Here is a 20,809-nt window from a genome sequence, read left to right as displayed (position 1 = left end):
AATCACAGATATGAAATCTATACTTAAGGGAACTTTTTGTTTGTCTTTTTTACTGATATTGTCTTCTTGCGGTAAAAGCGAAGAGCAGCTGGTGGAAGAAGGAAGGAATCTAATGGGGCAAGAATCTTATGCCGAAGCCATCAAGTCGTTTAATAAAGCGCTTGAAAAGAACAGTAATAATTATGTTGCTTTAAATGCCAAAGGAGTAGCCCTACTGCGAATTGGTCAATTGGACGAGTCGGTCACCTCTTTTACTCAGGCCATTAGAATTGATAGCACGGATTATAGAGCTTACTATAACAGATCGAATACAAGGCGTTTGCTTTCTGACGACCAAGGTGCAATGCTCGATTTAGACAGAGCAATTTTACTTCAGCCAAATGTTGCTGACTTGTATATAAACCGCGGTGCTATTCTTTTCAAATACGGAGAGTTTGATCGTGCCCTTTTTGATTTTGAATTTGCATTAAGGTTTGAGGCAAATAATCCACTAGTTTATCTGAATAAAGGGAAAGCTGAACTTAGGATTAATAATTCCGATGATGCCATTTTTGATTTTAAGAAAGCAATCGATTTAAATCCAGAATATGGCGAAGCTTATTATTGGTTAGGCCTTGCCGAGTTGGCGCTTGAAAATAGAACAGACGGTTGTAGCTATTTAAAATCTGCTCAATCATTAAACTTTGATGGAGCGACAGAAGCGATTAGCCAAAACTGCATGCAATAGTGGCTAATATTGGTGTCGATATTGAGCTTGCAAAAGCCATTCTAGAACAAGGAAATCTAGTGGCTATTCCTACCGAAACCGTTTATGGTTTGGCGGGGAATGCCTTTAATGTTGATGCCGTTGCAAAGATTTTTAAGACCAAGAACAGACCGACTTTCGATCCTCTGATTGTTCATGTGGATAGTTTTGACAGACTGAGTGAGTTCACCGAAGAATTGCCTGAAAAGGCGATTCAGCTTACGAAGATGTTTTGGCCTGGGCCATTGACAATTCTGTTGAAAAAGAAAGCTTTAATTTCTGATTTAGTAACCGCTGGGCTTGAAACAGTTGCGGTTCGAATGCCGCGCCACGAACTCACTAGAGAATTATTGAAAAGACTAGATTTCCCTTTGGCAGCTCCTAGTGCCAATCCTTTTGGCTACATCAGCCCAACTTCTGCACAGCATGTACACCAGCAACTGGGAGATAAAATTGAGTATATATTAGACGGTGGAGAGTGTGGCGTTGGAGTGGAATCTACCATTGTGAGCTTTGAAAATAAGCTGCCGAAAGTTCTCCGTTTGGGCGGAATCTCAATTGAAGAAATTGAAGAGGTGATTGGTAAAGTTGAAGTCAATTCACATTCTTCTTCTCAACCTCAAGCTCCTGGGATGCTGAAAAGCCATTATGCTCCAAAAAAGAAAATACTAGCAATAGATGACCTTGATTCAGAGGTTAACGATTTATCGGCTTTTGGATTTTTAGGTTTCAATAAACCAGATCTTCGTTTTAAGCTTGAAAATCAGATGATATTATCTGAAAGTGAAAATTTGAGTGACGCGGCTAAAAACTTATTTGGAAGCTTACGGGCGTTAGATCAGAACCCAAATATCCATACGATTGTAATTAGTTTTGTGCCAGAAATGGGGTTAGGAAGAGCCATTAATGATAGATTAAGAAGGGCAACAGCAAAATAGAAAAGAACAAAAAATATGAAGAACATTACCGACTTTGACTTTAAAGGAAAGCGAGCATTAATCAGAGTGGATTTCAACGTTCCGCTAAACGATAAATTCGAAATTACTGACGATACCCGAATCAGGGCTGCCATTCCAACCATTCAATATGTATTGGACAATGGAGGAGCGGTAGTATTAATGTCGCATTTGGGTAGACCGAAAACTGGACCAGAAGATAGATTTTCTTTACAGCACTTGGTGCCTCACTTGAGCCAAGTATTTGATAGAAAAGTGTTGTTTGGAGATGATTGTGTTGGAGAACAAGCCAAATCTCTATCAGCCAATTTAAAAAGTGGTGAGATTCTTTTACTCGAGAACTTAAGGTTCTACGCAGATGAAACTAAAGGGGATGTAGACTTCGCGAAGTCATTGGCTGGACATGGCGATGTGTATATCAATGATGCGTTCGGAACAGCCCATAGGGCGCATGCATCTACTTCTATTATTGCTCAATTTTTTAATGAAAAAGGTTGTGGCTATGTGATGCAAGCAGAGCTTGAGAATGCACAAAAAGTATTAGACAAATCAGAAAAACCATACACTGCCATTATGGGAGGGGCTAAAATTTCTGATAAAATCATGATCATTGAAAAGTTGCTGGAAAAGGTAGATCACCTTATTATTGGTGGTGGAATGTCTTATACCTTTTTTAAAGCAATGGGTGGGGATATTGGTAACTCTTTGGTAGAAGAGGATAAATTACCTCTGGCTTTAGAGCTGATTAAAAAAGCTAAATCACTGGGAGTTGATCTTATGCTTCCTATTGATTCTGTAATTGCAGATGCATTTAGCAATGATGCCAATACTGACATCTGCATGAACAATGCGATTCCTTCTGGCTGGATGGGATTGGATATTGGACCTCAAGCAGCGGAGGTGTTTTCTCGTACGGTAAGAGACTCCAAAACTATACTTTGGAATGGACCAATGGGCGTTTTTGAAATGGAGAACTTTGCTAACGGTACCAAAGCTGTAGCCGAAGCCATTGTTGAAGCCACAAAGAATGGGGCTTTCTCATTGATTGGTGGAGGTGATTCTGCGGCTGCGGTGAACCAGCTAGGCTACGGAAGTGATGTCTCTTATGTTTCTACTGGTGGTGGAGCTTTGCTTGAATATATGGAAGGCAAAGAGCTTCCTGGGGTTGTGGCATTAGGATAGTGTCTGATGAGTTGAATATAAAAAAGCGTCATTTTAGAATTTCTAAAATGGCGCTTTTTTATTGCCATTGTTGAAATATGTTTCTTATTGTTTTACCAAGTTGAAAACGTAAGTGCCATTGGTGCTGGCTGTCCCTGCGGCTACTCCTCCACTGGCTACAAAATTGACAGTTAAAGTAAATGTACCAGCACTTGCATTAAATGCAGATATAGCAAATGTGTTACTTGAGTTTCCATCAATTAAAATTTGATTGATGTTAGTGCCATTGAATGCCCATGACCCTGTAGCCTTAAAAACAGGGTCTCCATCGGTTGTAGAATAAGTTTTACTGGAGGCAGTTCCTCTTAAGGTTAGGGTATAATTATCAAATCCAGTGGCCGCTGCTCCATTAAATGTGATGGAACTGGCCGCATAAGTAACACCAGTGGTTCCTACTAAATCTAAAAGCCTTTGTTCCTCAGCAGTAAGTACTGGAGTATCGTCACCGCCACCACCACCACCACCGCATGAAGATAGGGTAAGAGTAAAGATTGCGATCAACAGGAATGAGAAATGTTTGATTCTAATCATAATTCTTTAATTGTAAAACCAATAATAATTATAAAATGGGGGAATTCAATCCTTTCTCAAGTTTATTTAAAATCGGGAATGCTAACGATCTTGTCACAGAAATCATATTCGTGTTTTTGGTTTGAACTGATAATGACCAGTTTTTTATCTAGCGCTTTTTTTACATGGGTTAGATACCAAGCAGTGCCTTGCTCATCTAAATTCGAAGTAGGCTCATCTAAAAAACAGATGGGGCTTTGCGAATAAAATGACAGTCCAAGCTTTAGTCTTTGCTTCATACCCGATGAAAAGTTCTGAAGCTGCTTGTCTCTGTCTTTTTCTAAATAGACATGTTGAATGAAGTCATCTATTGAAACGCCCTCTGATAATTGTTTGAATTTGAAGTGAAACTTTAAAAATTCATCCAAAGTAAACTCTTCGATCAACTCTAAATACGGAGTGACAATATCTAAATGTTTATAGAAATTTTCCTCTAGAATGGTTTTATCTCCTTGGAAATAGGATACTGTCCCCTCTGTTGGTAAGAATACGCCTGTAAGCATTTGAAGTAAGGTCGACTTACCGCTACCATTTGGGCCAGTAATAGCATAGGAAAATTGAGAATTGAATTCCATATTCAGCTCCCTGAATACCCATTCCTTCGCGTATTTTTTCCCTAGGTTTTCAACCTCAACCCTCATTTTATCTGGCCGTATAGCCTTTCATAACTCCTCTATCTGAATTTCTAAAGAAATTGATGATCTCATCCCTTTCTCTTGAAGGCGGCATTTCAAGCTCCAGAAGGTCTAATGCTTTAGAGTTGTTTAGTCCTTTTAGGAATATGTAACGATACAATTCTTGAATTTCGGCTATTTTTTCGTTTGCAAAGCCTCTTCGTCTCAGACCAACAGAATTGATGCCCGCATAACTAAGGGGTTCACGTCCTGCTTTTGTATAAGGAGGTACATCTTTTCTGACCAAAGAGCCACCAGAAACCATAGTGTGTGCTCCAATTTTTACAAACTGATGAACTGCAGCGGCACCTCCAATGATAGCCCAATCTTCAATAGTCACATGGCCAGCGAGTTGAACGGCATTAACAAGAATACAATTGTCGCCAATATGGCAATCGTGGGCTACATGGGTGTAAGCCATCACTAAGCAATCTTTACCAATCGATGTTTTGTTGGTGGCGTGCGTGCCCCTGTTCAGTGTGACACACTCTCGAATGACAGTGTTGTCACCTATTTCAAGGGTAGTTTCTTCTCCGCCAAACTTTAAGTCTTGAGGAACTGCTGAAATAACCGCTCCAGGGAAGATTTTGACATTCTTGCCAATTCTTGCCCCTTCCATAATGGTGACATTGGGGCCTATCCAACTGCCTTCATCAATGGTGACATTTTTACTTATCGTAACAAAAGGCTCGATCACCACATTTGAGGCAATTTTGGCTTCTGGGTGAATATATGCTAAAGGCTGGTTCATTGATTCTTAACAATTCTAGCGGTCATAGCGGCTTCGCAAACCAAGGTGTTACCTACGTAAGCTGTACCGTTCATTTGAGCAATCCCTCTTTTGATAGGGGCCGTTAGCTCACATTTAAATTTAAGCGTATCTCCTGGAACTACCATCTTTCTGAATTTACATTTGTCGATTCCAAGGAAGTAAGGAGTGTAGTTTTCTGGATCGGGTACAGTGTTGAGTACCAAAATCCCACCGATTTGCGCCATAGCTTCAATTTGCAATACTCCAGGCATTACAGGGTTGCCAGGGAAATGCCCTAAGAAGAAATGTTCATTCATGGTTACGTTTTTAATTCCTGCCACCATCGTATCATCCAAATGAATGATTTTGTCAATCAAAAGGAATGGGTAACGGTGAGGTAGAATCTGCATGATCTGGTTAATGTCCATTACCGGATCTATTTTTGGGTCGTATTGAGGAGCCGAATTTTTCGCCAGTTGCATTTCTTTTTTAACTTTTTTAGCAAAAGCTACATTGGCTGCGTGGCCTGGTCTTGCTGCTAAAATTTGAGCTTTTAAGGGCCTTCCTATTAGTGCTAAATCACCCACAACATCTAATAGTTTATGTCTGGCAGGTTCGTTCTTATGTCTAAGCTCAACGTTGTTCAGAATACCTTCTTGTCTAACTTCAACTTTTGGCTTGTTAAAAAGGGCAGCTAAATAATCCAGTTCATCTTCTTTAACCACACGATCTACCACCACAATGGCGTTGTTCAAATCGCCTCCTTTAATTAGGTTGTTTTTGTGTAGCATTTCTAACTCATGTAGGAAGCAGAATGTTCTACTCGAAGAGATTTCTTTTTTGAAATCACTGATATGGTTCAGTGATGCATGTTGACTACCCAATACAGGTGAATTATAGTCCACCATTACCGTTACACGAAAATCATCTAGCGGTAAGGCTGCAATTTCTACATCTCTTTCTGGGTCTTTATAACGAATGCTTTCTGTCACTTCATAGAAGTTTCGAAGTGCGTTTTGCTCTTCGAAGCCTACAGTTTCAAGGGCATCAATAAACATTCTAGAGCTACCATCCATGATAGGAGGTTCAGGGCCATCCAACTGAATAAGCACGTTGTCTATTTCTAAACCGACTAGGGCAGCCAGTGTGTGTTCAACCGTATTTATTCTAGCACCATTATGCTCAATGGTAGTTCCTCTTGAAAGATCCACCACGTAATCTACATCTGCATCAACAATTGGACGGGTTTCTAGGTCTATCCTCTGAAACTTAATTCCGTGATTAGCAGGGGCGGGGTTAAAGGTCATATTTGAAATCACCCCAGTATGTAAACCTACGCCTGATACCGTTACCGGTCTTTTGATCGTATGTTGTTTGTTCTTCATTTTCTCCTCAAAAATTCGACAAATTTAACCCTTTTTTTCGAGTTGGCTGACTCTTCTTAATAACTCTGGAAGTTTTCTTAGGGCGATGCTGGCCTTAAGGAACTCTCTATGGTCCATAATTGGAGTTCCAGTGTAAATTCCTTGATTTTCAATGGTTTTTGGTACACCAGATTGCGGCCCAATAATTACTTTATCCGCAATTGTTAAATGACCAGTAATGCCAGCTTGACCTCCAATCATTACATTTTCTCCAATTTTAGCACTACCTGAAATTCCTGCTTGCGATGCTATGGCGGTATTCTTTCCTATTTCTACGTTATGGGCAATTTGAACCAAGTTGTCTATTTTGGCCCCATCTCTAATGATAGTAGACCCCATAGTAGCACAGTCCACAACCGTATTTGCACCAATATCTACGTTGTTTTGGATGACCACATTGCCGGTTTGAGGGATGGCTTTAAATGTGCCATCGGGTTGAGGTGCGTAACCAAAACCTTCGCTGCCAATCACTACGCCAGAATGAATTTTGCAGTGATCACCAATTTTACAATCGGCATATACCTTCACTCCAGCATGTAAAATAGTGTTTTCGCCAATGGTTACATTGTCACCAATTACGCAATTGGGATATATTTTTGAGCCCTTACCAATTTTAACATTTTCACCCAAATAAGAGAAAGCGCCAAGGTATACATTGTCTTCAATTTGGCTTGTGATACTTTGAAAAGAAGGTTGTTCGATTCCCGACTTCTGTATTTGGGTTAGTTTTTGGTATTCTTCCAAAAGCTTAGAAAAACTTGAATAGGGATCAGCAACGCGTATCAGAGCGGCACTAATTTCTTGCTTTAACTCTAAATCTTCCTTTACGATTATTGCACTGGCATTGGTCGTATAGATGTATTCTGTATACTTTGGGTTGGCCAGAAAGGCAATACTTCCAGCGGTAGCTTCTTCAATTTTCTCTAGTCGACTGACCATGAGACTTCCGTCTCCATCTACCTTTCCTTCAAGAAGTTGCGCAACTTGCTGTACTGATATTTCCATTCATAAAATTTTGAGTGTCACAAAGATATGTCTTTTGGCCAGCATCGATAATATTTACGTACGATTTTACTCATGGCTTTGATGTTTGGTAAATCAGCGGCTTCAGTTACTCCTCGTACTTGACCTGACTTGGAAAGAATCAGGATTTCTTTGTCGGAGGCCATATAGGCGCTATTCGACAATTGACCATGAGAAAAGTAATACTTGACATCTTTGGCATCAAGCTGATAAGCTTTAGCAATTTTGGATTCGTCAGCCTTAATTTCTTCTTTAGAAGGTGGTTCATTTGAAATGACAATCCGGAAGAGGTTTCTATCGAGCAACATCCTACATAATCTTGATAGAATGGGGTCTTCATGATTTACCCAAACTTTAATTGCTCCCCAAACATCATAATCATCCAGATGTAGAAAGGCTTCTAAAATGGCAGGTTCGGTGGCGAAGCGTTCAATTCCAACTTGTTCTTTCAGGAAAACACCTAAGGCTGGCGTGTAAAAGGGTTGCTTCTCCTTTTTAGCAAGCTTTCTTGCTCGCTTAATGATAGCAATGAGCATTTTTTCTGCACTCACGCTCGTCTTGTGCAAATACACTTGCCAGTACATTAATCTTCTGGCACTCAAGAAATTCTCTATGCTATAAATTCCTTTTTCTTCAACCACCAACCTGCCTTCATGTACATCAAGCATCTTGATAATTCTGTCAGCGCCAATGGTTCCTTCTGAAACACCAGTGAAGAAGCTGTCTCTTTTGAGGTAATCCAGTCTATCAATGTCGAGCTGACTAGAAACGAGTTCTGAAAGAAATTTCTTGGAGTAGGTACCATTGAAGATTTCAAACGCAAGATCTAATTGACCATTGAATTCTTTATTCAGTTTAGAAATGATCATCCTAGAAATTTGCTCATGCGGCACGCCTTCTAATAAACTAAATTCTAGTGCATGAGAAAAAGGGCCATGACCAATGTCGTGCAAGAGGATGGCAATTAGTGCGCCTTCAAATTCTTCATCAGAAATTTCGACTCCTTTATTTCTAAGGTTTTCTAAAGTAGCACCCATCAGGTGTTTAGCACCTAAAGCATGATGAAATCGGGTATGGTGGGCACCTGGGTAAATCAGGTCTGTTAGGCCCAGTTGTTTGATTCGTCTAAGCCGCTGAAAATAGGGGTGATCGATGATGTCGAAAATCAGTTCGCTTCTGATTGTGATAAATCCGTAAACCGGATCATTGATTATCTTTTTTTTGTTCAATGTTTGTGCGTTAATTCCTTTAAATTCGGGCTTGTTGCTAAAGCGAAGCTATGCAAAGATATAATATTTTATGGGCAGACGATGAGATAGACCTGCTTAAACCTCATATCTTGTTCCTTACAGATAGAGGTTACGATATCACTCCGGTAGCGAGTGGTGCCGATGCTATTGATGCGGTTGAAAATCAGCAGTTTGACGTGGTTTTCTTAGATGAAAATATGCCAGGTATGACGGGCCTTGAAACCTTGAAATACATCAAAAGTAAGCGGCCTTCTTTACCTGTGGTAATGATTACTAAAAGTGAAGAAGAGAGCATTATGGAAGAAGCCATTGGTTCTCATATTGCTGATTACTTGATCAAGCCATTGAATCCAAGTCAGATTTTACTTTCTGTAAAGAAGATTCTTGATAATAAAAGGTTGGTGACGGAGCGCACCAATATTGAATATCAGCAAGAGTTTCGAAACATCAGTATGGCCTATAATGAGTATATGGATCATAAGGAGTGGGTGGAAATCCATAAGAAACTGGTGTATTGGGAACTAGAGATTGATAAAACTGAAAACAAAAGCATGGCCGAAATTCTGGATATGCAGAAGATTGAGGCCAATAGTAACTTTGCTCAGTTCGTAATTGATAATTATGAAGACTGGTTGAACGATCCCAATATTGATCGTCCGTTGCTTTCTAATAATTTACTTAAAACGAAGGTATTTCCTGAAGTCAAGGATAAGCCTCTGTTTCTGATTGTAATCGATAACCTGCGTTACGACCAATGGAAAACCATTGAAGGTGAGCTGACAGACTACTTTAATATACTAGAAGAGTCGGCTTACTATTCAATTTTGCCAACAACTACCGCTTACGCCAGAAATTCTATTTTTTCTGGGCAAATGCCTTTGGAAATGTCGAAAAAGGAGAGCGACTTATGGGTGAGTGATAACGATGAAGATGACGAAGGAAAGAACAACAATGAAGAGGAGTTCTTAAAGCGACAGATTCAAAGATTAAGACTCAATATTAAAACGAGTTATAATAAAATTATTCATTCTTCTCAGGGGAAACAATTGAACGACCAATTCAATAATCTGCTTCAGAATGATTTGAATGTGGTGGTTTACAATTTTGTAGACATGCTATCTCATGCCCGAACTGATATGCGAATGATTCGCGAATTGGCGGCAGACGAATCGGCCTATCGTTCATTAACTAAATCATGGTTTCTTCATTCGCCTTTGTTCGATCTACTAAAAATGATCAGCGACAAAGGTTTGCGGGTTATGATTACCACAGATCATGGTACATATCGTGTGAAAAAGGCATTTAAAATTGCTGGCGATAAAACAGTGAACACCAACTTAAGGTATAAGCATGGGAAGAATTTGGGCTATAAAGACCACCAGGCTATTTATACGGTACGTGATCCAGAGAAAATTCACTTACCACGTCCGAATGTTTCTACTTCTTATGCTTTTGCTACTGAAGATCTGTTTTTCGCGTATCCAAACAATTATAATCACTATGTGAAGTACTATAAGGATACGTTTCAGCATGGTGGCATTTCCATGGACGAAATGATAATTCCTTTTATTTCGCTAAATTCGAAAAGGGCATAATGAATACTGAGTTGCACTTGGAATCAAAAGGGCTAAACGACTTGAGGATAGTTGCCCAACAAATAACGGCCTTTGGTAAGGAGTACAATATTTGGCTGCTTATGGGCCAAATGGGGGCAGGTAAAACTACACTTTCAAAAGCAATTTGTAGCGAATTGGGTGTGGTGGATTTGGTTCAGAGCCCAACTTTCTCATTGGTAAATGAGTATCTGACGGATGAGGGAAGAACTATTTATCATTTTGATTTTTATAGAATTGAAGACATTGTGGAACTGGTCAATATTGGTATTGAAGAATACTTCGATTCCGGTAATTTGTGTTTGATTGAATGGCCTGAAAAAATTAGTGAATTGATTCCTGATGAATATATGAAGATATTTATTGAGGCATTGGAAGATGATTCGAGAGTAATTAAACTGACTAAACATGACTGAGGGTAAGAAATCGGGGTTTGCTGAATTGGCCAAGGAGAGTAGCCTTTACCCCCAAGAAAAGTTGATGAAAGTGAAGTCTGGGAGTAAGTCACTTAATATTTCTATTCCGAACGAAGTTTCTTATCAAGAAAGTCGAATTGGACTTACACCAGCGGCCACTGGTATCTTAGTGAACAATGGTCAAGAGATTTTAGTGGAACAAGGGGCTGGAAAAAAGACATTTTTTCTAGATAACGAATTCAGCGAACAAGGCGCAAAAATCATATACTCCAACAAAGAAGCCTTTGAAGCTAATATTATTGTAAAAGTTGAGCCTCCTACTTTAGAGGAAATTGCTTTGATGAAGCCTGGTTCAACCATTTTTTCTGCCTTGCAATTGGGGAGCTCTTCTGCTGAATATTTTGAAGCGTTGAATAGAAAGAAAATCACTGCAATTGGCTATGAAATGCTAGAGGACAAAGTAGGCGGACTTCCAATTGTGAATGCCATGAGCGAACTGGCGGGTAGCATGGCCATTCCCATCGCCTCTGAATTAATGAGCACTGTAAGCGGAGGCAAAGGAGTTGTTTTGGGAGGAATAACGGGCGTTCCGCCCAGTAGGGTTATTATTCTAGGTGCGGGCACCGTGGGCGAATATTCGGCCAGAGCGGCCTTGGGTTTAGGTGCTGAAGTCCGAATTTTTGACAATGAACTCTATAAGCTCCGAAGAATCAAGCATAAACTCGGAAGTCAAGTATTTACCTCTACGATCGATTCGGCAACATTGGCGCAATCTCTAAAATCGGCAGATGTAGTAATCGGAGCCCTGCGTGCAGAAAAAGGCAGAGCCCGTTGTGTGGTGACAGAAGAAATGGTAGCTCAAATGAAATCTGGAGCAATAATCATCGATGTATCTATTGACCAAGGAGGCTGCATTGAAACCTCTGAGTGCACAAGCCATGATAAACCTACCTTCACGAAATATGATGTGATTCATTATTGTGTTCCAAATATCGCTTCACGAGCAGCGCGTTCAGCTACCACTGCTTTGAGTAATATTTTGACCCCCGTATTATTGAAAATTGCTGAAGTAGGTGGGATAGATGATATGATGTATCAATATGGATGGTTCAACAAAGGTGTTTATGCTTATAAAGGCAGCACAACTAATTTAGGAATTGCCAGAAGGTTTAATCTTCCTTTCAAGGACTTAAGTCTTTTGCTGGCAGCACGGTTTTAATCGGATTTAGAATTGCCATACTCGTATCTTTTATAGTTTCATAATAATATTCGGAATAGGCCCTTTGATAGAGAATTTAACGTTTCCGATTTGTAACCAAGATTTTCTTGAACCACCTTGCATGAATGTTGGAAACCAAAGTCAAACTTTATGCTTCTTGTTTGAAACTCGTTGACGAGCGAGTAGCTCACATAGAAGATGCCATGCGCAATACACAGGCTTCGGCCAATGAAGAAACCAAGAGCAGTGCTGGCGATAAGTATGAGACAGGTCGTGCAATGATGCACTTGGAAAAAGAAAAACTAGCTACCCAGCTTTCTGAAGTTTCTAAAATGAAAATGGGGTTGGCTCAAATCAATATTGAAAAGAAAAATGCGCAAGTTGCGCTTGGCGCTTTGGCCATTACCGCAAGCGCTAAATATTTTATTTCCGTTTCTTTAGGGCAAATTATGGAGGAAGGGGAAGCCTATTTCGCTATTTCTCCAGCTTCACCAATAGGTAGGGCCATATTGGGCAAAAAGAAAGGAGATTCATTTGAGTTCGGTGGAAAGCAAATCAATCTCCTTGATGTATTCTAAAAATTAGGATTAAGCCTTCTTCAAAAACATTGTTTTTAAAACAATTTGGCTTTTACCTACTCGGCATTCCACTTCATCAGGGCTGCCTGTTAGTCGAATGCTCTTAATTAAGTTACCTCTTTTCAAGGTAGTGTTCATTCCCTTTACTTTTAAATCTTTGGTTACGTGAACTGAATCACCGTCTTCAAGAATGTTGCCGTTGCTGTCTTTCGTTTCCATTTTTTTATTGAATAAGGCGCAAAGATAAGGGTTTTACTGAAATGCGCTTTTTGGGCTCATGAAACTCTATTTTTCTATGAGTGTAGCTTCAAACAGTAACCATGCATCTGGGTCCAGAATTATCTTGACAGGTTTGTTCTCTAGCTTCGGTGTCCATTTTTGATTTTTTGAATTGACAAGGATAGTCTTTCGTTCTGTTTTGCCGTCTTCATACACTAATTCAATTTCTAAATCGAAAGTGAAGTTCTCTTTCTGTGTTTGGTTCAGCCCCATATTCAATTGGCCTTTTGAATAACTCCATGTGGCTTCTATTTCTGGTTGACCCGCCTGGTACACCCATTGGTTGAAGAAAGCATCAAGATCTTTCCCAGAAACAGACTCAAATACATCTTTCAAATCGTCAGAGAGCGCATTCGAGAGTTTGTATTGGTTATAGTATTTGCGAATTGCTTCCCAAAACATTTCATCACCCACTTCTTTTCTAAGCATATGTAGCACCCAACCACCTTTTTGGTAAGTATTGGCATTAAGAATCTCCATGTAGTTTTCTACAGAAGTATCTACAATAGGCACACGGTTCTTTTTGCTAAAAGCAATTACCTGTTTTCTGTTTCCTAAAACGGTTTCCCAAGCTTTGGCTCTACCGTACTTTTGTTCCATATAAAGAATGGTGAAATAGGTGGCAAAGCCTTCGCTTAGCCAAGCGTGGTGCCAGTTGCCTTCTGATGCCGAATTGCCAAACCATTGGTGTGCAATTTCATGTGCGAGTAAACCTTCTACATTGCGAGTACCCGTAACGGAGTTTTCAGAATAGAAGATATTGCCTGCATTCTCCATGCCTCCAAACTGAGTTTTAGATTGAACATTGGCCAATTTCGAAAAAGGGTAATCACCCACATGATTAATAAACCAATCCAAAATTGGGGCTGCAGGAGCGTAATCGTAAAAGCCTTTTTCTCTGTCTTGAGGGTAAATCCAACTAGAAACTGTAGCACCATAAATGTTCGCTACGTTCTGAATCGCAAAACGCGCCACACCAATCACCATTACTTTGGTCGGAAGCTCAACTTCTGTTTTCCAGTGCGTGAGCATGGTTTTATCATTAATGTTGGTACGTTCTACCAAAAGTCCATTGCCCACCACCTGATAATGGCTCGGTGCAGTAACAACCCATTCCACGGTGGCCTTGTCCGAAGGATGATCTACAATTGGTAACCAATGTTGACCACGGTCGGGGTAATTGTCTCCGAAGAAAGTGCGGTCGCCATATTTGTTTTTGGAAATGATAAGACCAGTTTCTGGGATTCCTTCATAAGCAATTGTGAAAGTTTGACTTTGGCCCGCCTTACCTTCATAATTGATAGTTAATTTATTTTTTAAGTGCTCAAAAGTTGCTTTTTTATCGTTGGCCATTAAAGCGATTACTTTCATGCCTTTGCCGCTTGGCTTTGTTTTAACAAGGTCTAAACTGAACTGCTGAAGATCTTTTTTGAATTTCACAGTCACCAAAGCAATTCCGTTGATCTTGTCTGATTCATCCGTCAATTGAATTTCAAACCTGTAGTGCTGAACATCAATTGCATTGAGCCTTTCTTGGTGTTTTTGGGCAATAAGAAGGTTGGTGGAAAGTACAAAGACGAATAAAAAAAAGTGCTTTTTCATAGTGTCAAATTTGGTTGAATCTAGTAAAAGAATATTGCAGTAAAACCTAGACGAAAATACTTATTCCATATGCTAATTAGATATTTATTATATGATTACCTCTAAAACAGAGATTAGCTAATTTTCCTTCTTGGTGTCTAATGCGCTAATGGTGATTCTTTCTACAATTTCATCTAATTGGTGTGCCGATTGTGATAGATATTCCAAGTACTCATCCTTTCTTTCTTGATCAGCCTCTTTGTCTGACTTTAATAGATCGAGAAAGATCAGAATATTGGCCAATGGCCGTCTTGTTTCATGCGACTGCTCCCATGCAATCTGTTTTAGTTTTCTGTTCTGTTCGGCTAAACGTTCATTTTGTGTTTTGATTTCCTGTTCTGCTTCTTTGCGTATATCTATATTGGTAGAACTAAATGTAACCCCAATAAGCTCATTTCCTTTTCCATAGGCAGGTAAATAACTGATTTCAAACCACTGAGTGGTTTTATTAAAATTGGTTTCTATTTGATGAAATGCGCTTTGACCTGAAAGCGCTATATCCGCATTTTTTTTAAACACCTCCTTTTCTATATCAATAAGGTATTCCCAAATTTTATTGCCTTCTTTTAAATCTTTATGGAGAAGTAATTGGCTGTTCTCTTGAGCCTTTTTGTTAAAGGAGAGAATCTGGAAGTCAGTGCCGATAAGTATGTGGCTGTCATTTGTACTGTTCATAATCGCCCCCAATTTATTCTCTGATGAAGAAAGGCGCTCAACTGTTTTGGACAAGCGTTTTTCAATAGGGAGATAAATGTAGATGACTTCGAGGGAAATGATGATGATAGACAAAACAGCCAGAATGATTTCTACAAGTACAATAAACCTAAGTTTTCTGTCAGAGGAAAGCTCTAGGTTCTTTACTACCAAATCCATTTTTTCGAGAAATGCCTCTTGGTTTTTATCAATGGTATTAACGTCTATATCGCTGGTGTAAGAAACTTGTTCAAGCAGGTTTGATATGTATTCTACATTCTCATTGAGCTGCGCTAAAAGGTTTCTGGCCATCTCATCATCTACTGCATCAATTTCGATCGCATCGTCACCATTTAACAATGCATAATGAATTTGTCGCCACTCGTCATTGTGTTTTTTTACTTGATCAAGAGTGCTTTGTCCCTCTTCAAATTGATGAAACTCTATATTGATCTTTTGACTCAACATCCTTTGGCGACCGGAAAGGTTGAGGACTCGAGCGTCTTGATTCTTTTTATGTAACCAGTATTGAATGAAACTTTGGTTTACGGCAATAACAGCGATGGCCAACAGAATTCCGAAAATGTACCTTTTCCTTTGCATTAAAATTTATGATTAACCCGAATTTGCAGACAGGTTATGTGAAAGACAATGTTTGGCGAGAGGTCAGACGCCAAATTGGTTTAAATGATGATCTAAATGTTTATAAAACATATTGTTCCATTCCCTGATATTTAAGCGCCCAAAGGAAAGCGATTCTTTATTGTCGAAATGAGCTTCTCCAAGTTCTTGCGTTTTTGTGAGGTAGTCAATCAGCCTTTTTTTCTCTGTTTCAAAGTCTTTTTCGGTGGTCATTAAGAATTGAGGTGCTGTTCTTAAATTTTTCTTGTAAGGTTTTTCGCCAGTTACCATTCCCTTCACAAAAAACTTTAACATCAATTTCATCATGCCTTTTGGTGGTTGATGTGTGCCGTCATAAATCATTTCGTAAGTAACACTGCAATGTGCCAACATTTGACCCACATTCATTTTGCCCCAAACTGGTTGGTTTTCTGGTGTGAGTTTGTTGATTCTGTCAATGACCTCTTGAGTTACTTCTGACTTAAAAATGTTCTTCATGGTTGTGTCTATAAAAATTGAAATCTAATACATACCTACTTTGCCGTTCATTGATTTGAAAATGGCAGGGGAGTTAAAGCCGACACCATCTTTAAAAACAATTTCCATTTTTCGGATATTACTTACGTCTGCCTCTAAGTCACCATTGATGATAAGGATATCTGCTTGTTTTCCTACTTCTAGTGAACCCACTTTATCAGAACGTTCTAAAAATTTAGCACCATCCAAAGTGGATATTTTTATTGCTTCAGTCAACGAAAAGCCCGCTTCAATAAAAAGCTCGATCATGCGCTGATTGGCGTAACCTGCAATGGTTCTGCCTGCTCCAGTAGGATCTGTTCCTGCCAATAGCTTTCCGCCCATTTCGTAAAACATTCTTTCCCAAGCCATTTGCTTTTTAAAGTCAACAATTGAAGTTGAATCTCTTCCTTGCTGACGCTTATGGCTGGTTACAAGGCTTTCGCGAATTTCTGGACTCATGGCTTCTAAACCACCACCCAAAACTACTTCTCTATCGGTATAAGGCTCAAAAACGGTAAGTGTTGAAGTTACCGCAACGTCTTTTTCGATCAGAAACTCCATTAGCTCTTTCATTTCGGGAGCGTCTACTGGCAAGGCGCGCAATGCTTGTCCGCGTTTAAAAGCAGGGCAGAAGTCATCCACCTTGTCGCCTACAAAGTCGGAGCTTTGGAAGAACCCATGTTCAAGGTTGTCAATGCCGATTTCGGCTGCTTCGCGATAAGTGACAGAACAGATATGGCCAGTTACTTTTTTGCCTTTGGCATGTGCAGCGTTTACTACGCTTTTGAGGTCTTCTTTTGTAATGTTCTGATACACCTTAAAGGAATTGATGCCTCGGTCTGCCCAAAAATTTACCATTTCAGCTGCTTCATCTGAACTTTTAATAACACCTACCTCAGGTACTGATGTGCCTTCTCTTTCAATAAAAGGACTTGTTAAGTCCATTTTTGGTCCTAACATTCTTCCCTGTTCAATCCATTTTCTAATGTTCAAATCAGTCTGCGGTTCAATGCTTCCCGCAGTACGGATGGTGGTTACACCTCCGGCCAAATATAGGCGCGGAAAAGTAAATGTCATTTGCGAAACGCTAAAAATACCATCGAAAGGTTTTGGGTAGAAAATATGTTCGTGGAGCATCACCATCCCAGGCATTATCGTTTTGCCTGTGCAGTCAATCACCTTCGCGCTAGCAGGGATGGTCACATCACCAGTATTTCCCATGGCGGTGATAATTCCATTTTGGAAAATCAATGTTTGATTCGTTTTGATGTCTGCGCCAGTGCCGTCAATGGTTTTAGCATGCGTAAGGGCAACAATATCTTCCTGCACAGCCAGATAAGGGCGAACTGCCCTTGAGAATTCTTGGGCATTTAGAATTTGAGTAGAAAGGAAAAGGAGCAGAACGAGGACTGAGGTTTTAAAAGACATAGTATTGATTTGAGTATTGAAAGTTAAAGAATTATGCTTTCTAAATTAAGCTCGAACGTTGCATATGTTAGGCAAGCAGAATAAATTGTAAGATGGAAAGTTTGGTAAATTTCTTTGATAATATCCCCACAGAGTTTCGGGCGGGGATTTTAATTGGCGGAGTGGTGGTTTTTTGGATTGTCGAAGGCACACTTCCGCTCTTTACTTTCCAGTATAAAAAAGTGAGACATGCAGGGCTTAACCTTTTTTTCACCTTAACTACTGCCGTTATTGGCTTTGGTTTGGCTGGGGTGCTTTTGACTGCCTCAGATCTGGTGGCCAATAATCAGTTTGGACTGTTGTATGTCGTTGATTTACCACTTTGGGGGCAATTGATTGTTGGTGTCTTATTGCTTGATTTCATTGGCGCTTATCTGGTGCATTTTACCGAGCACAAGGTGAAATGGATGTGGAAATTTCATTTAGTACACCATAGCGATACCACGGTGGACGTTACTACGGGTTTGCGGCATCACCCGGGAGAAACCATTTTTAGAATTGCATTTACCATCTTGGCGGTAATTATTGTGGGTGCACCCATGTGGCTCATTATGGTGTATCAAAGTCTTTCTGTGCTTTTTGCACATATCACTCATGCAAACATCCGTATGCCGAAATCAGTAGATAGAGCCCTTTCTTGGTTATTTGTTACGCCATTAATGCATAAAGTACATCATCATTATACGCAACCCTTAACTGATACCAATTATGGAAATATCTTTTCCATTTGGGATCGTATTTTTGGTACTTTCGCTCAAGTGGAAGATACAAAAGAGTTGATTTATGGCATTGATACTCACATGGACCCCAAAGAAAATAACGATATGGCCAACTTGCTCAAAATTCCATTTCAACCTTATAGGGTTCCAGAAGAAGCACAAGTTCAAAACCTTGTTCCGAAGAAATAGATGAGGCTTTCACTAGAACAAAAAACCATTCCTTATTTAACCACTCAGTTTTCACAGGCTGGCAAGGTGGTTTTTATTTCCATCCGTCCCGAAAGAGGAGAACTACCTCAGGCTGTGCAGGAAGTTAATGCCATTGAAGGAATCGGTTTAGAAGGAGATCATTATGCATCGAAAGGAGGGAAGCGGCAAGTGACCCTGATTCAAGCTGAGCATATAAAGGCTGTAGCTTCTATGGTTGGGCAAGCTGAAATTGATCCTTTATTATTGAGAAGGAATATTGTAGTGGAGGGCATTAATCTTCAATCCTTAAAAGGGAAGAAGTTCCGAATCGGGAATGCGGTGTTAGAACATACTGGCGATTGTCACCCTTGTTCCAGAATGGAAGAAAATTTGGGTAATGGCGGCTATAACGCCATGCGTGGGCATGGAGGAATAACCGCCAGAATCTTAACCTCTGGTCTCATTTCTCTTGATGACAAGCTTAGTCCAATGGAGCAGCCTCAGGAATCTCCTTCACCAAATCCACATTCTGCGACTGATCAGGGCCTCCTGCCATAATTAAGGTGCCTCTGGTGCCATCATTGGCTTCGATCACAAAAATCTCTTCCTCATCACCAGGGTTGGTCATGCCATCAAAACGGAAAGTATCTACAATTTTTAGCTGGTAAGGGGTGTATTCTTTCTTGCTGGCTGTCGCCACAATACTCTTTTCTTTGGCTGTAAATTGCTCCTTAAAGCCTTTTTCGTTCAATTCTGCCAATACCTGCGAAAGTGTTCTATCGTTAGTTTTCATAATTCATTTTTTAAATTTGTTCTTACATAACCTTTTGGACGGCATAGGGTTTTAAAGAATAGATATAAGTGTGGTTTTGAAACTTTCTAGCAACATTCTTTTGTTGAAGATGTTTAGAAGCTGTAGAAAAGACCGTACTTTCGCAGACTAAACAGGAAGGCAAACGGCCTTTTCTTATTACATGGGGCCGACTGGAATTGACAGTAGGTGTAATTCAAGTGTAAGCATGCAGGGAGTTGTGAGTATTTCCCTTAAATAAAACTTTCACATTTATAATTGGCGAAAGACAATTTGCCCTTGCTGCCTAATTAAGAATTAGTAGCAATGTGTCTCTCTCACCCTCTGTTCTGCCGGGTGGGAAATCGAGGCATCACACGCAGAACTGGCCGTTTCTAGGTGTCGTGATAGAAGCGGTAAGACCAATTGCGGATAAGGTGTAGATTAGGTTGGTTGCTGACCTTGCTAGACTCGAAAAATAATCAGCGAATAAGCATGTAGAAGGCGCTTCGTGTTCCTTATCTGGACGAGGGTTCGAACCCCTCCGGCTCCACCTTCGCCCGCCATAGCTCTTTAGAGCGAAGGCGGGCTTTATTTTTTTAACCAACACCTGTTGTTTCGAGGCCTCAGTACTTGCGGGCTTCGGTGGAGACACTCCACGGTTTTATCCACCGAAGCTCTAGCGTAGGCGGGCTCCTTACGGTATTTAAATTCACTTTTCTTGATTGTAAATACTCTCTAATCTATTTATCTTGAATGGTAAGAAATTTCATTCATGCACACCGTTTACATCCTTAAATGTTCTGATGGTTCTCATTATGTGGGCTGTACTGGTAGTCTTGAAGAACGATTAAAAAGGCACAATAAAGGAGAAGTGAGCTACACGAAATCAAGATTGCCTTTTGAGGTAGTACTCAGCATTAATTTTCCGGACAAATATAAGGCCTTTGCTTTCGAGAAGTACTTGAAATCGGGAAGCGGAAGAGCCTTTATGTATAAAAGGTTTATTTGAAGTGGCTTTCAAGGCGTCTCCCCAAACGAATAATTAATTGCCTTCAACCTGTTTTGATAAAAAGTGTAGTAGCGACTTTCATTCTTGTCGGAAAGAAAACTACTTTATATTAATGTCTTGATTAACTCCTCTTCAGTATCTTTGTCCTATGCGTTGCTCCTCAGGTAAAATTCAATACGATTCTCAGCACTTGGCCGAAGATGCCCTGATCGATCAGCATATTTACAAAGGCTTTGCAGAACACCAAGGGCCGCAGAATGTGTATGAATGTCGTGACTGCGGTTACTGGCATATGACTTCTAGAAATGCCGAACGTTTGCCTCGCCTTCAAGAAATGATTGACTCGGGCGAACTCAAAAGAAAACAGAACGCCAGCCAGTGGGAGCGGAGGTTCTAATTCCTTTCTTCAATTTGACATTTTACAAGGCTGAAAATTGTT

23 protein-coding genes and 1 other RNA gene are annotated in these 20,809 nt (G+C 40.0%); 12 read left to right on the top strand and 12 right to left on the bottom strand.

Annotation, left to right across the window (positions count from 1 at the left end; translation table 11 throughout):
- The first annotated feature begins 10 nt into the window (after positions 1-10).
- From AWN68_RS12135 to AWN68_RS12125, 3 genes are read left to right on the top strand one after another with little or no spacing between them, the layout of a single operon-like run.
- Positions 11-727, top strand: coding sequence for a tetratricopeptide repeat protein (locus AWN68_RS12135; RefSeq protein WP_068415914.1), 717 nt, complete (start codon positions 11-13; stop codon positions 725-727).
- Entirely contained in the window at positions 727-1,683 is a 957-nt protein-coding gene (locus AWN68_RS12130) for an L-threonylcarbamoyladenylate synthase (protein WP_068415911.1), read from the top strand. Before AWN68_RS12135 ends, AWN68_RS12130 begins: the two co-directional genes overlap by 1 nt.
- A gap of 15 nt (positions 1,684-1,698) precedes the next feature.
- Entirely contained in the window at positions 1,699-2,883 is a 1,185-nt protein-coding gene (locus AWN68_RS12125; protein ID WP_068415908.1) for a phosphoglycerate kinase, read from the top strand.
- Between the two features lie 84 nt (positions 2,884-2,967).
- Here the strand turns inward: AWN68_RS12125 and AWN68_RS12120 are convergent, their stop codons facing one another.
- From AWN68_RS12120 to AWN68_RS12095, 6 genes are all read right to left on the bottom strand, one after another.
- The gene (locus tag AWN68_RS12120; protein ID WP_068415905.1) at positions 2,968-3,453 is read right to left on the bottom strand and encodes a hypothetical protein; all 486 of its coding nucleotides are present in this window, start codon (positions 3,451-3,453) and stop codon (positions 2,968-2,970) included.
- Between the two features lie 62 nt (positions 3,454-3,515).
- Positions 3,516-4,133, bottom strand: coding sequence for an ABC transporter ATP-binding protein (locus tag AWN68_RS12115; RefSeq protein ID WP_068415903.1), 618 nt, complete (start codon positions 4,131-4,133; stop codon positions 3,516-3,518).
- Between the two features lies 1 nt (position 4,134).
- Entirely contained in the window at positions 4,135-4,917 is a 783-nt protein-coding gene (gene lpxA, locus AWN68_RS12110; protein WP_068415899.1) for an acyl-ACP--UDP-N-acetylglucosamine O-acyltransferase, read from the bottom strand.
- Positions 4,914-6,302: a bifunctional UDP-3-O-[3-hydroxymyristoyl] N-acetylglucosamine deacetylase/3-hydroxyacyl-ACP dehydratase gene (locus AWN68_RS12105; protein ID WP_068415896.1), complete on the bottom strand. Its 1,389-nt coding sequence runs from the start codon at positions 6,300-6,302 to the stop codon at positions 4,914-4,916. The genes lpxA and AWN68_RS12105 overlap by 4 nt, the downstream gene beginning before the upstream one ends.
- Positions 6,303-6,326: 24 nt before the next feature.
- Complete coding sequence (lpxD, locus tag AWN68_RS12100; protein ID WP_068415893.1) at positions 6,327-7,346, bottom strand: UDP-3-O-(3-hydroxymyristoyl)glucosamine N-acyltransferase; 1,020 nt, start codon at positions 7,344-7,346, stop codon at positions 6,327-6,329.
- Positions 7,347-7,363: 17 nt separating this feature from the next.
- Positions 7,364-8,593 carry an HD domain-containing protein gene (locus AWN68_RS12095; protein WP_068415891.1) on the bottom strand — a complete coding sequence of 410 codons (1,230 nt, stop codon included), beginning with the start codon at positions 8,591-8,593 and terminating at the stop codon, positions 7,364-7,366.
- Positions 8,594-8,643: 50 nt separating this feature from the next.
- Between AWN68_RS12095 and porX the strand changes: the two genes are divergently transcribed.
- From porX to AWN68_RS12075, 4 genes are all read left to right on the top strand, one after another.
- A complete protein-coding gene (gene porX / locus AWN68_RS12090; protein WP_068415888.1) occupies positions 8,644-10,209 on the top strand; it encodes a T9SS response regulator signal transducer PorX in 1,566 nt (521 codons plus the stop codon).
- A complete protein-coding gene (tsaE, locus tag AWN68_RS12085; protein WP_068415885.1) occupies positions 10,209-10,643 on the top strand; it encodes a tRNA (adenosine(37)-N6)-threonylcarbamoyltransferase complex ATPase subunit type 1 TsaE in 435 nt (144 codons plus the stop codon). The genes porX and tsaE overlap by 1 nt, the downstream gene beginning before the upstream one ends.
- Positions 10,636-11,862, top strand: a complete 1,227-nt coding sequence (locus AWN68_RS12080) for an alanine dehydrogenase (RefSeq protein ID WP_068415882.1) — start codon at positions 10,636-10,638, stop codon at positions 11,860-11,862. Before tsaE ends, AWN68_RS12080 begins: the two co-directional genes overlap by 8 nt.
- Before the next feature lie 125 nt (positions 11,863-11,987).
- Positions 11,988-12,440 (top strand): GreA/GreB family elongation factor, encoded by a 453-nt coding sequence (locus tag AWN68_RS12075; RefSeq protein WP_245658003.1) that lies wholly within the window; start codon positions 11,988-11,990, stop codon positions 12,438-12,440.
- Positions 12,441-12,449: 9 nt separating this feature from the next.
- Here the strand turns inward: AWN68_RS12075 and AWN68_RS12070 are convergent, their stop codons facing one another.
- The 5 genes from AWN68_RS12070 to AWN68_RS12050 all read right to left on the bottom strand — a co-directional run bounded on the left by AWN68_RS12070 (position 12,450) and on the right by AWN68_RS12050 (position 17,621).
- Positions 12,450-12,659 (bottom strand): alkylphosphonate utilization protein, encoded by a 210-nt coding sequence (locus AWN68_RS12070; RefSeq protein ID WP_068415879.1) that lies wholly within the window; start codon positions 12,657-12,659, stop codon positions 12,450-12,452.
- Positions 12,660-12,725: 66 nt separating this feature from the next.
- The gene (locus tag AWN68_RS12065; RefSeq protein WP_068415876.1) at positions 12,726-14,321 is read right to left on the bottom strand and encodes a M1 family metallopeptidase; all 1,596 of its coding nucleotides are present in this window, start codon (positions 14,319-14,321) and stop codon (positions 12,726-12,728) included.
- Positions 14,322-14,438: 117 nt separating this feature from the next.
- Complete coding sequence (locus AWN68_RS12060) at positions 14,439-15,656, bottom strand: type IV pili methyl-accepting chemotaxis transducer N-terminal domain-containing protein (protein ID WP_068415873.1); 1,218 nt, start codon at positions 15,654-15,656, stop codon at positions 14,439-14,441.
- Between the two features lie 63 nt (positions 15,657-15,719).
- Positions 15,720-16,172 carry a DUF1569 domain-containing protein gene (locus AWN68_RS12055; protein ID WP_068415870.1) on the bottom strand — a complete coding sequence of 151 codons (453 nt, stop codon included), beginning with the start codon at positions 16,170-16,172 and terminating at the stop codon, positions 15,720-15,722.
- A 24-nt stretch (positions 16,173-16,196) separates the two neighbouring features.
- A complete protein-coding gene (locus AWN68_RS12050) occupies positions 16,197-17,621 on the bottom strand; it encodes an amidohydrolase family protein (protein ID WP_068415868.1) in 1,425 nt (474 codons plus the stop codon).
- Positions 17,622-17,713: 92 nt separating this feature from the next.
- Between AWN68_RS12050 and AWN68_RS12045 the strand changes: the two genes are divergently transcribed.
- Positions 17,714-18,568 carry a sterol desaturase family protein gene (locus tag AWN68_RS12045; RefSeq protein ID WP_068415865.1) on the top strand — a complete coding sequence of 285 codons (855 nt, stop codon included), beginning with the start codon at positions 17,714-17,716 and terminating at the stop codon, positions 18,566-18,568.
- Positions 18,569-19,126 carry an MOSC domain-containing protein gene (locus tag AWN68_RS12040; RefSeq protein ID WP_068415862.1) on the top strand — a complete coding sequence of 186 codons (558 nt, stop codon included), beginning with the start codon at positions 18,569-18,571 and terminating at the stop codon, positions 19,124-19,126.
- Here the strand turns inward: AWN68_RS12040 and AWN68_RS12035 are convergent.
- Positions 19,050-19,361 carry a hypothetical protein gene (locus AWN68_RS12035; RefSeq protein ID WP_068415860.1) on the bottom strand — a complete coding sequence of 104 codons (312 nt, stop codon included), beginning with the start codon at positions 19,359-19,361 and terminating at the stop codon, positions 19,050-19,052. The genes AWN68_RS12040 and AWN68_RS12035 overlap by 77 nt on opposite strands.
- A gap of 183 nt (positions 19,362-19,544) precedes the next feature.
- On the opposite strand from AWN68_RS12035, the gene ssrA reads away from it, so the two are divergent.
- The 3 genes from ssrA to AWN68_RS12020 all read left to right on the top strand — a co-directional run bounded on the left by ssrA (position 19,545) and on the right by AWN68_RS12020 (position 20,767).
- Positions 19,545-19,914, top strand: a transfer-messenger RNA (tmRNA) gene (ssrA, locus tag AWN68_RS12030).
- A 219-nt stretch (positions 19,915-20,133) separates the two neighbouring features.
- The gene (locus tag AWN68_RS12025) at positions 20,134-20,370 is read left to right on the top strand and encodes a GIY-YIG nuclease family protein (protein ID WP_068415858.1); all 237 of its coding nucleotides are present in this window, start codon (positions 20,134-20,136) and stop codon (positions 20,368-20,370) included.
- Between the two features lie 148 nt (positions 20,371-20,518).
- A complete protein-coding gene (locus AWN68_RS12020) occupies positions 20,519-20,767 on the top strand; it encodes a hypothetical protein (protein WP_068415855.1) in 249 nt (82 codons plus the stop codon).
- The last annotated feature ends 42 nt before the right edge of the window (positions 20,768-20,809 follow it).

Origin of the sequence: Roseivirga echinicomitans (assembly GCF_001592935.1) — a bacterium.
Lineage (GTDB): Bacteria > Bacteroidota > Bacteroidia > Cytophagales > Cyclobacteriaceae > Roseivirga > Roseivirga echinicomitans.
Note: the sequence above shows the minus strand (reverse complement) of the source record. Positions and strands in the feature narration are given on the sequence as shown.